The organism is Streptomyces sp. MMG1533, assembly GCF_001279775.1.
Lineage (GTDB): Bacteria > Actinomycetota > Actinomycetes > Streptomycetales > Streptomycetaceae > Streptomyces.
Map to the genome: position 1 here is coordinate 180,526 of NZ_LGDG01000156.1, position 13,869 is coordinate 194,394.

Genomic DNA, 13,869 nt, shown 5'->3' on the forward strand with positions numbered 1-13,869 from the left:
ACGATGTGCGTATGACGCAGATCGACACCTCGGTGCCGCATTCGGCCCGGATCTGGAACTACTGGCTCGGCGGCAAGGACAACTACCCGGTGGACGAGGCGGCCGGCGACGCCTACACCGCCGTCTTCCCCGGGATCGTCACCATCGCCCGCAGCAGCCGCGCCTTCCTCGGCCGCAGCATCCGGTACCTGGTGCAGGAGGCGGGCGTACGCCAGTTCCTCGACGTCGGCACCGGCCTGCCCACCGTCGACAACACCCACGAAGTCGCCCAGCGCCTCGCCCCCGAGTCGAGGATCGTCTACGTCGACAACGACCCCTTGGTCCTCACCCACGCCCGAGCCCTGCTCACCTCCACGCCCGAGGGCGCGACGGCGTACGAGGACATCAGTCTCTTCGAGCCCGAGCAGATCCTGCGGGCCGCCGCGAAGACCCTCGATCCGGCCCGGCCCACCGCGCTGATCCTCAGCGGCATCCTCGGCCATGTCGCCGACCACGACGTGGCCCACGACATCGTCCGCCGCCTCCTGGAGGGCCTCCCCGCCGGCAGCCACCTCTCCGTCAACGACGGCTCCCGGGGCACCGACCCCGACTACGAGCAGGCCCAGGACGCCTACAACGAGACCGGCGCCGTCCCCTACTTCCTGCGCCCGGTCGACCAGATCGCCGCCTTCTTCGACGGCCTGGAACTGGTGGACCCGGGCGTGGTGTCGGTGCCTCTCTGGCGCCCCGACGGGACCGCGCCCGACGGGACCGCGCCCGACCCGATCGGCCAGCACGGCGGCCTGGGCCGCAAGCCCTGAGCAGAGCCCGCCCACGACGAGGAAGCCCCCGCGAGTCACGTCCTCGCGGGGGCTTCCCGTCGTTCCGCCTGCCAGTGAAGGGTGAGAAGACGATCACGAGGCAGGACGTTCCACGGGGAGGTCAGGGAGCCATCAGCGGCACATCCGCACGGGACTTCGCGGCCTCGTACCGCCGGGCGAGGCCCGGAGCCGGCTCGCCCTGCCGGCGCCGCACGCGGCGAGGCTGCTCACCGCGGCCGGCGACGAACGGACGGCGGCACTCGCGGTGCGGGTCCTCCGGCAGGTCTACGACTCGGGGGACTACGCGGCTGCGCTGACCTTCGCCCCGACGGTCGCCGAAGCCGTCCAGGACCTGCTGGGCGCCGAACACCGTCTGGTTCTGGACGCCCGGCACTGGCAGGGCGCGGCGCTGTTCAGGATGGGCCGGTTCGCCGACTCGGAGGCGCCGCACCGCGGGATCCTGGAGCGCCGGGAGGCCCTGCTCGGGCCCGACCACGTGGACACGCTCCACAGCTGCGCCGCGCTGTCGCAGACGCTCGACCTGCTCGACCACCCGTTCGCCCAACACGACCGGGCCAGGATCGCCGCCTGGCAGGCCGAGACCGGGCCCTGATCAGCCCTTGGCCCTGGCCCGCTGCCACACGTACCCCACGACCGCCAGGACCACCGTCATCCCGCCCGTCGAGTACAACTGCACCCGCGTGTCCGGCTCACGGGCCATCAGGACGAAGATGGCCACCATCCCGGCCAGTGCCACCCATGTCAGCACGGGGAAGGCCCACATGCGTACGGTCAGCCGTTCCGGGGTCTCGCGCTCCAGGCGGCCCCGCAACCGCAGCTGCGAGACCGCGATGAAGATCCAGACGACGAGGATGACCGCGCCGATCATGTTGAGGAGCCAGGGGAAGACGTCGTCCGGGCGCCAGTAGCTCAGGATCACGCAGACGAAGCCGAAGACGCAGGACACGAGGACCGCGATGCGGGGGACGCCGCCCGAGACCCGGCCGAGCGCGCTCGGACCCTGGCCGCGCTCGACCAGGGAGTAGGCGATGCGCGAGGAGCCGTAGATGTTGGCGTTCATCGCGGACAGAAGGGCGACGAGGACGACCACGTTCATCAGCTGCCCGGCGCCGGGGATGCCGAGGTGGTCGAGGGCGGCGACGTACGGGCCCTTCTCCACGACCTCCTTCGAGTCCCAGGGGACGAGGGTGACGATGACCGCCATCGAGCCGATGTAGAAGAGCGCGATGCGCCACATCGCCGTACGGACCGCGCTCGCCACGCCGCGTACCGGGTCCTGCGACTCGGCCGCCGCGATGGTCACGGTCTCCAGGCCGCCGTACGCGAAGACGGAGGCGAGCAGGCCGATGACCAGGCCCTCGCTGCCGTTCGGGAGGAAGCCGCCCTCTCCCAGGAGGTTCGCCGTCCCGGGGGCGTCCGTGCCCGGCAGGACGCCCGCGATCGCCAGGACGCCGAGGACCAGGAACAGGGTGATCGCGCCGACCTTCAGGGCCGCGAACCAGAACTCGAACTCGCCGAAGTTCTTCACCGCGGCGAGGTTCGCGCCGCAGAAGACCAGCATGAACAGCGCCACCCAGGCCCACTCGGGCGTCCCCGGCAGCCAGCCCGTCACGATCTTCGCCGCGCCGATGCCCTCCAGGCCGACGGCCGTGCAGAGCAGGACCCAGAAGGACCAGCCGGCGGTGAAGCCGGCCCAGGGGCCGATCGCGCGCTCGGCGTGCGCGGAGAAGGAGCCGGAGGACGGGTAGGCGGCCGACATCTCGCCGAGCATCCGCATCACCAGCATCACGAGGATGCCGGAGAGGGCGTACGCGATGACGATCGACGGACCGGCGGCGGCGATCCCGGCGCCGGAGCCGACGAACAGGCCGGCGCCGATGACACCGCCGAGGGCGATCATCGACAGGTGGCGCTGTTTGAGGCCGTGGGACAGGGAGGCGTCCGTGGGGGGCGTCTCTGCGGTGGTGCGGGGCATGGGCGCGGCTCGTCCAATGCGTGAGATGGGCAAAAACGCCCACAGTCTGGGCAGCCTCTCCGGTCAGGAGGAGAGACTGCCCAGTATGCGGACGCTCGTGCCACGCAGAGTGGTTACGCCGCCACGGAAGTGTAGTGCGAGGCGTCCCCCTCGATCACGTAGCTTTCCTTGCCCTCCACGCCCACCGGAACGTCACCGGCGACGGTCACCCGGTGCAGACGGCGCGGCAGGCCGTCGTAGTTGTCGATGGCGTAGTGCTGGGTGATGCGGTTGTCGAAGAGAACGAGCTGGTTCTCCGACCAGCGGTGGCGCAGGATGTTCTCCGGGCGGGTGACGTACGACTGGAACAGGTCGAGGATCTTGCGGGACTCGCTCACCGACAGGCCGACGATCCGCTGCGCGAACCCGCCGATGAACAGGCCGCGTTCGCCGGTCAGCGGGTGGACGCGGACGACCGGGTGGGCCGTGCGGTACTTGATCGACGTGAACTGGGCGCGTGCGGCGGCCTGTGCCTCGTCGACCGTCTCCTCCGGCACCGCGTAGTCGTAGTCGTTGGTGTGCTCCGCCCACAGGGTGTCGGCCAGCAGCCGCAGCGGCTGGGGCAGGTCGCGGTAGGCGGCGGCCGAGTTGGCGATCAGGGTCTCGCCGCCGTACGGCGGGATCGTGATGCTGCGCAGGGTGCTGGCCTGCGGCGGGTTGAGGACGAAGGTGACGTCCGTGTGCCAGTGGTTGGCGGCGCGGCCGCGCTCGCTGTCGACGGGCAGGACGTTCGGTACGCCGTCGACGGACGGCACGGTCGGGTGGGCGGTGGTGATGTCCCCGAAGTGCCGGACGAAGGCCTGCTGGCCCTCGTCGTCGAGGTTCACGTCGTCGAAGACCAGCGCCTTGTGGATGTTCAGCGCGTCTCGGAGGGCGACGACCGTCTCCTCGTCGAGGGGCTTGGCGAGGTCGACGCCGGAGATCTGGGCGCCGATGTTCGCGGTGACCTTGCGGATCTCGATGTCTGACATGTGCGGGTTCCTTTCAGGCGCGGGCGAGCGCGGATTCCTGGACGGGGCTGACGTACTGGTTGGCGGGGCGCGGGAGGCCGTAGCGCTCGCGCAGGGTGCGGCGCGGGCCGTATTCCGTGCGGAGCAGGCCGCGGGTGCGCAGGATCGGGACGACGTGGTCGACGAAGGTGTCCAGGCCGGAGGGCAGGACCGCGGGCATGATGTTGAAGCCGTCGGCGGCGCCGTGCGTGAACCACGTCTCGATCGCGTCGGCGACCTGCTCGGGCGTGCCCGCGAAGGTGAGGTGCCCGCGACCGCCGCCCAGGCGGCCGATCAGCTGCCGCACGGTGAGGCGCTCGCGCCGCCCGAGCTCCACGATGAGCGTGTAGCGGCTCTTGGCGCCCTCGATGGCGCTCTCCGGAGGCAGGTCGGCGGGGAGGCGGGCATCCAACTCCAGTGTTCCCGGCTCCAGTTGCAGCAGGCTCTCCAGTCGGCCCAGACCGTGCGTGTACACGATGTGGTCTTCGAGGAGCTGCTCGGCCGCCAGCGCCTCGGCCTCCGTCGATCCGATCACCGGGACGATGCCGGGCAGCACCTTGATGTGCTCGGGGTCGCGACCGGCTGCCGCGGTACGGGACTTGAGGTCGGCGTAGAAAGCCTGCGCGTCCTCGATGGTCTGCTGGGCGGTGAACACCGCCTCCGCGTACCGCGCCGCGAAGCGTTTTCCGTCCTCGCTCGACCCCGCCTGCACCAGCAGCGGGTAACCCTGCGGGGTACGCGGCACGTTGAGGGCGCCCGCGACGCTGAAGTACGGCCCCTCGTGCCGGGGCGGATGGATCTTCGTGTCGTCGCCCCAGACGCCGGCCGCCTTGTCGGCGACGATCGCGTCGTCCTCCCAGCTGTCCCACAGCTTCAGGGCCACGTCGAGGAACTCGGCGGCGCGGGCGTAGCGCTCGGCGTGCGCGGGCTCGGCCTCCAGGCCGAAGTTGCGGGCGGCCTCGGCACCGGCCGTGGTGACGATGTTCCAGCCCGCCCGGCCGCCGCTGATGATGTCCAGCGAGGCGAACTTGCGGGCCAGGTTGTAGGGGGAGTTGTAGGAGGTGGAGGCGGTGGCGATCAGGCCGATGTGCTCGGTGGCCGTCGCCAGCGCGGTCAGCAGGGTGAGCGGCTCCAGGGCCCCGGCGGGCCGCTGGGCCAGGTTGCCCCACAGCTGTGGCCCGTCGGCGAGGAACAGGGAGTCGAAGGTGCCGCGTTCGGCGATCCGGGCGAGGTGGACGTAGTGCGCGAGGTCCACGTGCGCGTACGGGTCGCTCTCCGGCAGCCGCCACGACGCCTCGTGGTGGCCGGTGTTCATCAGGAACGCGTTGAGATGGAGCTGTCTGGTGGTCACTGATGGTCCTCCGTCACGCCGAGCGCGGCCAGCAGCCGCTCCCGGTACTCGCCCAGCAGCGGATCCCGGTACGAGCGCGGATGCGGGCGGTCGATGGTCAGGTCGAGGCCGATACGGCCCTGGTCGAGGACGAGGACCCGGTCGGCGAGCACGATCGCCTCGTCCACGTCGTGGGTGACGAGCAGTACGGAGGGCCGGTGGCGCTCCCACAGCTCCCTCAGCAGGACGTGCATCCGGATCCGGGTGAGCGCGTCGAGGGCGCCGAACGGCTCGTCGGCCAGCAGGAGTTCCGGCTCGCGGACGAGGGAGCGGGCCAGGGCGGCGCGCTGCGCCTCGCCGCCGGACAGCTCGTTCGGCCAGGCCCGTTCGCGGCCCTTCAGGCCCACTTCGGCGAGGGCCTCGCGTCCCTTCCGGTCCGCCTCCTTGCCGTCGAGGCCGAGCAGGACGTTGTCGAGGACGCGCTGCCAGGGCAGCAGCCGGGAGTCCTGGAAGACGACCGACACCCTCTCCGGCGCGGTCAGCCGGCCGCTCCCGACGACCTCGTGATCGAGTCCGGCGACCGCCCGCAGCAGCGTGCTCTTTCCGGAGCCGCTGTGCCCGAGCAGGGCGGTGAACTGTCCGGCGGGGAGGTCGAGGTCGATGTCGTCGAGGACCGTACGTCCGTCGAACGACCGTGTCAGGCCCCGGAGTCGGACGGCCGGGCGGGTCAGCTGCTCAGCGTGCGGCGCCATGACAGCACCCTCCGTTCGATCAGACGGACCGCGCTGTCGGAGATCAGGCCGAAGACGCCGTAGACGACCAGGCCGACGAGGATGACGTCCGTCTGGCCGTAGTTCTGGGCCTGGAACATCATGTAGCCGAGTCCGCTGGTGGCGTTGATCTGCTCCAGCACGACCAGGCCCAGCCAGGAGCCGGTCACGCCGAGCCGCAGCCCGACGAAGAAGCCGGGCAGCGCGCCGGGGATGACGATCCGCCGGATGAAGGCGTACCTCGACAGGCCCTGGACCTCGGCGAGTTCGACGTACCGGTGGTCGATTCCGGACAGCGCGGAGTGCGTGTTCAGGTAGATCGGGATGTAGACGACGATCGCGATGATCGCGACCTTGAAGGTCTCGCCGATGCCCAGCCAGAGGATGAACAGCGGGATCAGACCGAGCGTCGGGATCGCCCGGTTGAGCTGCACCGACCCGTCGATCAGCGCTTCGCCCGTCCGGCTGAGCCCGGAGGCCAGGGCGAGGGCGATGCCCGCGGCCAGGCCGATCGCGAAGCCGGAGCCCGCGCGTTGCAGCGAGGTCAGGACGTCGGTGGGCAACGTGCCGTCGGTCCACAGGTGGACGCCGGTCTCCAGCACCGTCCAGGGCGCCGGGATCGCACCGGGGTCGAGCTGTCCGGCGGCGGAGGCGGCGGCCCACAGGGCGAGGACGAGGGCGGGGCCGAGGAGGCGGGTGGCGGGCAGCCGCCTGCCGGGGGAGAGACGGCGGCGCCGGCGGACCTCGGGGCTGTCCTCGGCCGTGGTGACGGGTGCGGCTGCGGTCGTGGTCACGGCGGCGCTCACCTCCGGTACTCCGCCGGTACGGACTTCGCCGCGATGCCCTCGAAACGCCGGTCGAAGAGCGAGTCGACCTTGAACCCCTTCACGAAGCCGCCTTCCGCCAGCAGATCGGCGGTCTCCTGCTCCCACTTCACGGCCTCGTCCCAACTCGGCGGGAACAGCGGCTTGTTGGCGAGCTCGGTGATCGACTGCGCCTGGGCGAGGCTCAGGTTCTGCGTCTTGACGTAGAACTCCTCGTTCCAGACGTCGGGGTGCTCGTACTGCCACACCTGGCCCTTCGCCCAGTACGGGATGTACGCGGCGACCGCGGCGGCCTTCGCGGAGTCCGAGAGCACGGAGGTCGGGGCCCACAGCAGGTTGAGCAGGTCGACGACGTCCGTGGTGATGGCGCGGGCGCCCTTGGACTCGTACTGCTGGAGATAGGCGGGCGCCTGCTGGTTGGCGAGCGGTGCGATGTCCACCTGGCCCGACTGCAGTGCCGTGAGGAACTGGTTGCTGGTCAGCGGCACGAGCTTCACGTCGTCGTACGCGAGCCCGGCCTTCTTCAACGCCCGCAGGAGGACGACGCCTTGGGCCTGGCCCTGCGAGAAGGCGAGCTTCTTGCCCTTGAAGTCCTCGACCGAGCGGATGTCGCTGCCGGGCTTGGTGGCGAAGAGGTAGTTCGGCTTGCGGGTGATGTTGATCGCGACGATCTTCGCGTCGTAGCCCTGGAACTGCGCCTGGATCGGCGGAATGCCCGCGTTGTTGGCGACGTCCAGGGACCCGGCGCGGAAGGCGTTGATGACATCGGGTCCGGCGCCGATGTTCGCCCAGCTGCTCACCTTGAAAGGCAGTTCGCCGAACTTGGCGAGCCTGAACTGGAGTTGCTGGACGTTCTGGTACGAGGCGATCTTCAGGCCGGTGCCGGCGGGGACCGTCTTCGCCAGCGGCTCGGAGACGGAGGTCTTCGAGGCCGCCGCGCTGCTGCCGGCGCAGCCGCTCAGTCCGGCAGCGGCGGCGGAGATGCCGAGGAGAGAGGTGAGAAAGAGCCGTCGGTCGATTCCGGGCAGGGGCGGGGAAGGCATGGGAGGACTCCCTGAGTTCAAATGGCGAGGTGGCGCAGAGGCATGCGGAATTCCGGGCAGGAGAAAGCCGGAGGAATCCGGAGAAAGCCTGGGAGGCCGCCGGAGAAGGCGGAATTCACGCAGGAGGAGACGGACGCGCGGTGCGCGTCACCGCGTCAGCAACAGAGGGTGCGACAGCTCATGACCAGGATGTTCCTTCCCTCGGACCGGCCCTGTCAACATTCCGCGTTTCTGAATTAATTCGCATCAGGTGAGGCGCCCAGCGGATCCCGATAGAGCACGTCCAGAGCCACCGATCCACCCGCCACGGCAAGCACGGAATCCGCGAAACTCGTCGGCACGACAGCCGCCGCCCGCTCCGCCCCGACCTCTTCCCGCAGCGCGGAAAGGCAGTCCTCGCGGTGCAGGACGCCGATTTCGGTGACGACGACGGTCTCCGGATTCAGCACGTCGAGCAACAGCCCGACGGCCCGCCCGACCCGGCGCGCACGGTCCACCAACAGCTCTGTGGCCGCGGGGTCGCCGTCGGCCGCCGCGGCCACCACGTGCATCGGGTTCGCGCCGTCGGTGACACCCGCCTCCCGCGCCCGCCGGCACAGCGTGAGCTCGCTCAACTCGGCCTGGAGGCAGCCGGTACGGCCGCACTCGCAGGGCTCCGTGCCGCCCGGCACCGGCAGATGGGCGATCGCGCCCGCCTGGGAACGCGGCCCGTGGTGCACCTGGTCGTGGGTGGCGAACGCCGCGTCGACCACGTTGCCGACGAACAGGTGCAGCACGCTCCCGCTGCCGCGCGCCCGCCCGAACAGCCGCTCCGCGTTGACCAACGCCCGCGCATGTCCGTCCACATGGACCGGTAGCCCGGTGTGTGCGCCGACCACATCCCGCACCGGCACATCCCGCCAGCCCAGCAGTGGGTGCGCGACAACGGTCCCGGAGTCCCGGTCCACCCAGCCGCCGACCGCCACGCCCACACCCAGCGCCCGGCATCCCGGAGCCGCGGCCAGCAGTGCCCCGAGCCCCTCGGCGGCGCGCGCCAGCGCCTGCCCGGGCTCGACGGCCCCGGTGTGCTTCAGCCGACGCTCGGCCACCACCCGGCCGCGCAGATCCAGCAGCGCGACCGTGGTGTAGGGCACGGCCACATGGACCCCGCCCACAACGAACCGCGAGTCGTCCAGGTCGACCGGCACATGGGGCCGGCCCACCCCCTTGGACCGCCGGGGCGCGGCGGCCTCACGGATCAGACCGAGCCGCGTGAACCGGGCGCAGTAGTCGGTCACCGAGGCCGGGGACAGCCCGGTCAGCCGGGCGATGGTGCTGCGCGCGACCGGCCCGTGCTCCAGCACGGAGCGCAGCACGACGCTGGCACTGGTCCGGCGCCGGTCGGGGTCGGCGGCGCGCGGAATCGACGAGACAGGAGACGAAGAGAGGGAGGAGACAGGTGACGAAGACAGGGGAGGGTGTGCTGCCGCGGTACGGGGCATGGGGATCATCCTCGGGAACGGGTCCGACAGTGCGCCGACTCAGGAGTCGAGGCGCATCGGATCCGCTCCGCCCGCCTCGCCCTACCGGCGGCGACAGACGGCCGTGCCCACGCGTCGCAGGTCGACGTGGCGACGCGACGAGAAGTTCCGGGCCTGGGCAACCATGCGACCGAAGCTAGCAAAACGGTCCCACGCTGCCCAGACGGCGACCGACGGGCGAGACGGCGGGTGTCCACGCCGCGCATCTCATTGGCGGGACCCGACAGACCCCGCCCACCGTCCCTGCGTAGCCCTGGCCACTTCACCTCAGTGACCGGCATCACCCCGTACCCGGTGTAACTCCCATCCTTTGTCCGGAGTCCACCAAGCCCGCGCTTGCCCCTTTGTCGAGCGCTGACGGTGATCGGCCCGAGGGCGCTGGGATAGCGTCCACGTGTCCCCCGTGCCCACCACCTCGCGGAGTCCCCATGAGCACCGCTGCCGCCGCCCCCGCCCGCCCCGGGCAGGTCCTCGCCGACCTGCTTCCCGCCTCCCGTGTCCGGGACGTGGCCCTCGTGGTCGGCGGCGCCGCGCTCACCGGCCTCGCCGCCCAGATCGCGGTGCCCGTGCCGGGCTCCCCGGTGCCGGTGACCGGCCAGACCTTCGCCGCGCTGCTGGTCGGCACGACGCTCGGCGCCAGCCGCGGCCTCTCCGCGCTCGTCCTGTACGCGCTGGCCGGGCTCGCCGGGGTGCCGTGGTTCGCGAACGGCACCTCCGGAGTCTCCGTCTCCTTCGGCTACATCCTCGGCATGATCCTGGCGTCCGCCGCCGTCGGCGCCCTGGCCCGCCGCGGCGCCGACCGCTCCGTGCTCCGCACGGCCGGCGCGATGCTGGTCGGCGAGGCGATCATCTACGCCGTCGGCGTCCCCTACCTCGCCTACACGGCCGACCTCTCGATGTCCGCCGCGATCGCGGCCGGCCTCACCCCGTTCCTGATCGGCGACGCCCTGAAGGCGGCCCTGGCGATGGGCCTGCTGCCCTCCGCCTGGAAGCTCGTCAAGCGCTGACCCCGTAGCTGTTGCGGAAGAGGTTCGCCGGGTCGTACTGCGACTTCACCCCGGCGAGCCTCCTGCGCGTTTCCGCGTCGTACAGCCCCTCGGTCCGATCGCCCGCCCCGAACGCGAAGTTGACCGACCGGCCGAGCGTGGCGGGCGCGAGCAGCGCGAACGCGGGGTCCAGGATCCGGCGGGCCTTCTCACGGTCGCCCATGGTCAACAGCCGCACCAGGAAACGCCCTTCGCGATACGGCACCGAGTTGGGTGCGGGCCGGGCGAGTGCTCCGCCCAGATGATTGATCTGCACGACACACATGGCGCCCGCGCCCGGCCCGGTACGCGCGAGCAGCTCAGCGGACCTGTCGGCGGCCGGCTCGCTCAGCACCGCACTGTCCCCGTAGTACGCGTGCGGGAAGTCCGGGTCGCTGTGGATGGTGTGGCTCTCGGCATACGGCATCTCGCGCAGCGAGTCGGCGAGCACCGGCCCGATCTTCCGCAGCGGGGCGACGAGTCGCCCGCCGTCGGTGCCGGTGTACGCGACCCGCACCGATAGGACGTACCGCCCGCGCAACCGCGGCGGCAACGCCGGCAGGTCCGGATACGGTACGGCGGCGAAGGACGACGTCAGCCCCTCGGGCACGGTCCGCGTCCACTCCTCGTACGCCCGCAGCACGGCCGTCGGATCGACCTCGCGGCCGTCGAAGGCGAGCGAGCCGCCGTAGAGGGTGCGGACGGGGACGAGGCCGATCTCCAGCTCCGTGACGATGCCGAGGGAGTGTCCGCCGCCCAGCAGCGCCCAGTACAGGTCGGGGCCGGAGTCGCGGGTCACGTGCCGCAGCTCACCGTCGGCCGTGACGACGTCCAGTGTGCGCACATGGTCGGCCGCGTAGCCGAACTCGCGGGCCAGGATGCCCAGTCCGCCGCCCAGCGTGTAGGAGACGGCGCCGACGGACGGGGCGGAACCGTTGAGCGGGGCCAGCCCGTACGGCTCGGCGGCGGCGACGACCTGGCCCCAGCGCACGCCCGCCTGCACCCGGACCGTGCGGGCCCCGGGATCGACGCTCACCCCGTCCATCCGCTTCGTCGTGACGAGCACGCCACCCTCCGAGGCGCCCGGCACGCCGTGCCCGCCGGACTGGACGCCGACCGGCAGGTTCCGGTCGGCCGCGTACCGCACGGCGGCGACCACGTCGGCGGCGGAGCGCGCGGCGACCACGAGGGCGGGACGCTGGGCGAACCCGGTCTGAAAACCCGCGAGTTCGGCGTCGTAGCCGGCGTCGCCGGGGCGGAGGACGAGCAGGTCTGCGGTGTCGGTCAGGTAGGTCATGCGGCCGATGATGGGGGCATAACCTGACAGGTGCCGTCAGGTTATGCCCCCGCTCTCCCGGCTCTCAGTTCTCCCGCTGCGCCGGCCGCCGCTGCGACCACCACAGCCCGGCCACGCCGGCGGCCATCAGCGCCGCGCCCGCCGCCCCCAGCGGCAGGACGTCACGCTCGAAACCGGTGCTGGGCAGCTCGTCGCCGCCCGGCCCGACCGGCTTGTTGTCGGTGCCGAGCAGCAGCGGGGTGGCCGGGGCGTTCGGCGACGGGTTCGTCGTACCGAACGGAACCGGGCCCTGTTGCCAGAACGTCTTCTTTCCGTCGCTGGTCTGCACCGGCAGACAGATCTTTCCGGTCTTGCCGAGATCGAACGTCGCGTCGACGGCGTACGACTTCGACTTACCGGCCGCGAGATTGTCGATGGGGCAGGCGAAACCGCTGTTCGAGCCCTCCGGAAGGTCCTTTTCGTCAATCGGAGAGCAGCCTTGAACGTTCTTGACCGAGAGGCCGTCGAAACCGACGACCAAAAGCCTGATCTTGCCGCTGTCCTTGGTCCCCTCGTTCTTCACCGTGGCGGTGAGGTCCGTTTCCTGCGAGCTGTTGTCGACCGAGATCTTCTCGGGCAGCAGCGTGGTCAGTTTCACGCCTGCCGGTGCCTCGTCGACGGCCTTTCCCCCCTTGCTGCTCCCGGGTCCCTGGTCATCCGCATGGGCGGTGAAGGAAAGGATCATCACGGCCGAGAAAGATGCCGTGACCAGCGATCCGGCGATGGTCGTCGCACGACGAGAACTCATGTTCGTCCCCCTTGGCTGCGCCTGAATTCGCAGTACTTGAAGAGGTACCACAAGATTTCTCCGCACTATGCTGGTACGGCTCGAAGTGTGACCATTGTGTTCCAGTCGGGAACTTCGGGAAGGCATTGAGGGGGTGCAGTGGATTGCCGGGGAATACGAGGAACGGTGGAGTTCCAGGGGTGTTGGTGGCGGGGCGGTATCGGTTGGTCGAAAGTATCGGCCAGGGGGGAATGGGGCGGGTGTGGCGAGCCGCCGACGAAATACTCGACCGGCAGGTCGCCGTCAAGGAGATGCGCATAGACGGCCTCGACGCCGAGGACGCCCGGACCCGCCGCGAACGGACCCTGCGCGAGGCCAGGGCCACCGCCCGGATCGACCACCCCAACGTCGTGCGCGTGTACGACGTCGTGGACGAGGGCGAACGCCTGTGGATCGTCATGGAGTTGGTCGTCGGCCGCTCCCTCGAACGCATCATGGCGGAGGAGGGCCCGCTCGGCCCGCTTGAGACGGCACTGCTCGGACTCGGCCTCGTGGAGGCGCTGCGTCAGGTGCACGACCGGGGTGTCCTGCACCGGGACATCAAGCCTGGCAACGTCCTCGTGGAGAACGGCGCACGGCGCATCGTCCTCACGGACTTCGGCATCGCCGCGATCCAGGACGCCAAGGCGCTCACCATGGTCGGCATGCTGGTCGGCTCGCCCGACTACATGGCCCCCGAGCGGATCTCCGGCCGCCCGCAGGGCCCGCCGTCCGACGTGTGGTCCCTCGGCGCGACCCTGTGCGCGGCGATGGGCGGCCACTCCCCGTTCTCCCGCGACACGACACTGGCGACCCTGCACGCGGTCCTGTACGAGGAGCCCGAACTCCCCGCCACCGAGGGCCCGTTGCGGGACATCCTGGCGGCGCTGCTGGAGAAGGACCCGACGGTACGACCGGGGCTGGAGGAACTGGAGACGTCCCTGCGGCCGCTCGCCCACCCGGCGCCGCCGACGATGCCGACCGTTCCGGTGGGCGGGGGAGAGGCCGGCACCGTTCCTCAGGAGGCGGGACCGGCCGGGGAGTTGGCCGGGAGGCGGGACGAACAGGGTGCACCGGAGCCACAACAGACGCCCGGACAGGCGCCCGAACCGACGCCCGAACCGGAGGCGCCGGACGTCCAGGACGCGACGCCCCTCCTCCCGCAGGCATCGCAGGCACCGCAGGCACCGCAGGAGTCGCCCACACCGCCCACACCCTCCTCAGCCAACACCCGGCACCTGCGCACGGTGCGGGACCCCAGGAAGCCCGCACCGCGCCCGGGACTCGCCCCCGTTCCGCCGCCGGGACCCGACCCCGCACCGGCGCCCGAACCCACTCCCCAGCCCGCCAGCGCCTCCACCGAAGCCGCCTCAGAACTGCGCTCGGAATCCCGCTCCGAGACCCCGTCCGGCAACTCCGCTGGCACCGCAC

The 13,869-nt window shown here is 71.0% G+C and carries 13 protein-coding genes; 4 read left to right on the forward strand and 9 right to left on the reverse strand.

The annotated features are described in order from the left end of the window. Positions 1 to 11: 11 nt before the first annotated feature. Positions 12 to 800: an SAM-dependent methyltransferase gene (locus tag ADK57_RS17330; protein ID WP_053750368.1), complete on the forward strand. Its 789-nt coding sequence runs from the start codon at positions 12 to 14 to the stop codon at positions 798 to 800. A 265-nt stretch (positions 801 to 1,065) separates the two neighbouring features. Beyond that, positions 1,066 to 1,413 carry a tetratricopeptide repeat protein gene (locus tag ADK57_RS17335; protein WP_053750369.1) on the forward strand — a complete coding sequence of 116 codons (348 nt, stop codon included), beginning with the start codon at positions 1,066 to 1,068 and terminating at the stop codon, positions 1,411 to 1,413. On the opposite strand, the gene ADK57_RS17340 is transcribed toward ADK57_RS17335, so the two are convergent. The 7 genes from ADK57_RS17340 to ADK57_RS17370 all read right to left on the reverse strand — a co-directional run bounded on the left by ADK57_RS17340 (position 1,414) and on the right by ADK57_RS17370 (position 9,272). Then, positions 1,414 to 2,796 carry an amino acid permease gene (locus ADK57_RS17340; protein ID WP_053750370.1) on the reverse strand — a complete coding sequence of 461 codons (1,383 nt, stop codon included), beginning with the start codon at positions 2,794 to 2,796 and terminating at the stop codon, positions 1,414 to 1,416. It abuts the gene before it with no gap. A 113-nt stretch (positions 2,797 to 2,909) separates the two neighbouring features. After that, complete coding sequence (locus tag ADK57_RS17345; RefSeq protein ID WP_053750371.1) at positions 2,910 to 3,806, reverse strand: TauD/TfdA dioxygenase family protein; 897 nt, start codon at positions 3,804 to 3,806, stop codon at positions 2,910 to 2,912. A 13-nt stretch (positions 3,807 to 3,819) separates the two neighbouring features. Further along, positions 3,820 to 5,175, reverse strand: coding sequence for an LLM class flavin-dependent oxidoreductase (locus ADK57_RS17350; protein ID WP_107091570.1), 1,356 nt, complete (start codon positions 5,173 to 5,175; stop codon positions 3,820 to 3,822). Further along, the gene (locus ADK57_RS17355; RefSeq protein WP_053750372.1) at positions 5,172 to 5,906 is read right to left on the reverse strand and encodes an ABC transporter ATP-binding protein; all 735 of its coding nucleotides are present in this window, start codon (positions 5,904 to 5,906) and stop codon (positions 5,172 to 5,174) included. The genes ADK57_RS17350 and ADK57_RS17355 overlap by 4 nt, the downstream gene beginning before the upstream one ends. Beyond that, on the reverse strand, positions 5,882 to 6,718 hold the full coding sequence (locus ADK57_RS17360) for an ABC transporter permease (RefSeq protein WP_234390239.1): 837 nt from the start codon (positions 6,716 to 6,718) through the stop codon (positions 5,882 to 5,884). Before ADK57_RS17360 ends, ADK57_RS17355 begins: the two co-directional genes overlap by 25 nt. Positions 6,719 to 6,726: 8 nt before the next feature. Continuing rightward, on the reverse strand, positions 6,727 to 7,791 hold the full coding sequence (locus tag ADK57_RS17365) for an ABC transporter substrate-binding protein (RefSeq protein WP_053750374.1): 1,065 nt from the start codon (positions 7,789 to 7,791) through the stop codon (positions 6,727 to 6,729). Between the two features lie 236 nt (positions 7,792 to 8,027). Next, positions 8,028 to 9,272, reverse strand: a complete 1,245-nt coding sequence (locus ADK57_RS17370) for an ROK family protein (protein ID WP_053750375.1) — start codon at positions 9,270 to 9,272, stop codon at positions 8,028 to 8,030. A gap of 467 nt (positions 9,273 to 9,739) precedes the next feature. On the opposite strand from ADK57_RS17370, the gene ADK57_RS17375 reads away from it, so the two are divergent. After that, a complete protein-coding gene (locus ADK57_RS17375) occupies positions 9,740 to 10,318 on the forward strand; it encodes a biotin transporter BioY (RefSeq protein WP_053750376.1) in 579 nt (192 codons plus the stop codon). Here the strand turns inward: ADK57_RS17375 and ADK57_RS17380 are convergent. Further along, a complete protein-coding gene (locus tag ADK57_RS17380; RefSeq protein WP_078973179.1) occupies positions 10,308 to 11,633 on the reverse strand; it encodes an FAD-binding oxidoreductase in 1,326 nt (441 codons plus the stop codon). The two genes, ADK57_RS17375 and ADK57_RS17380, sit on opposite strands and share 11 nt — an antisense overlap. A 64-nt stretch (positions 11,634 to 11,697) precedes the next feature. Beyond that, positions 11,698 to 12,420, reverse strand: a complete 723-nt coding sequence (locus tag ADK57_RS17385; protein WP_053750377.1) for an LPXTG cell wall anchor domain-containing protein — start codon at positions 12,418 to 12,420, stop codon at positions 11,698 to 11,700. Between the two features lie 230 nt (positions 12,421 to 12,650). Between ADK57_RS17385 and ADK57_RS47445 the strand changes: the two genes are divergently transcribed. Continuing rightward, the coding region (locus ADK57_RS47445; RefSeq protein ID WP_234390246.1) for a serine/threonine-protein kinase at positions 12,651 to 13,869 on the forward strand (1,219 nt) is incomplete at its 3' end.

Bases quoted from the DNA above. Each gene is read 5' to 3' on its own strand.
- ADK57_RS17365 (WP_053750374.1), bottom strand. From the start codon at position 7,791: ATGCCTTCCCCGCCCCTGCCCGGAATCGACCGACGGCTCTTTCTCACC.
- ADK57_RS17370 (WP_053750375.1), bottom strand. From the start codon at position 9,272: ATGCCCCGTACCGCGGCAGCACACCCTCCCCTGTCTTCGTCACCTGTC.
- ADK57_RS17345 (WP_053750371.1), bottom strand. From the start codon at position 3,806: ATGTCAGACATCGAGATCCGCAAGGTCACCGCGAACATCGGCGCCCAG.
- ADK57_RS17330 (WP_053750368.1), top strand. From the start codon at position 12: ATGACGCAGATCGACACCTCGGTGCCGCATTCGGCCCGGATCTGGAAC.
- ADK57_RS17385 (WP_053750377.1), bottom strand. From the start codon at position 12,420: ATGAGTTCTCGTCGTGCGACGACCATCGCCGGATCGCTGGTCACGGCA.
- ADK57_RS17340 (WP_053750370.1), bottom strand. From the start codon at position 2,796: ATGCCCCGCACCACCGCAGAGACGCCCCCCACGGACGCCTCCCTGTCC.
- ADK57_RS17375 (WP_053750376.1), top strand. From the start codon at position 9,740: ATGAGCACCGCTGCCGCCGCCCCCGCCCGCCCCGGGCAGGTCCTCGCC.
- ADK57_RS17355 (WP_053750372.1), bottom strand. From the start codon at position 5,906: ATGGCGCCGCACGCTGAGCAGCTGACCCGCCCGGCCGTCCGACTCCGG.
- ADK57_RS17380 (WP_078973179.1), bottom strand. From the start codon at position 11,633: ATGACCTACCTGACCGACACCGCAGACCTGCTCGTCCTCCGCCCCGGC.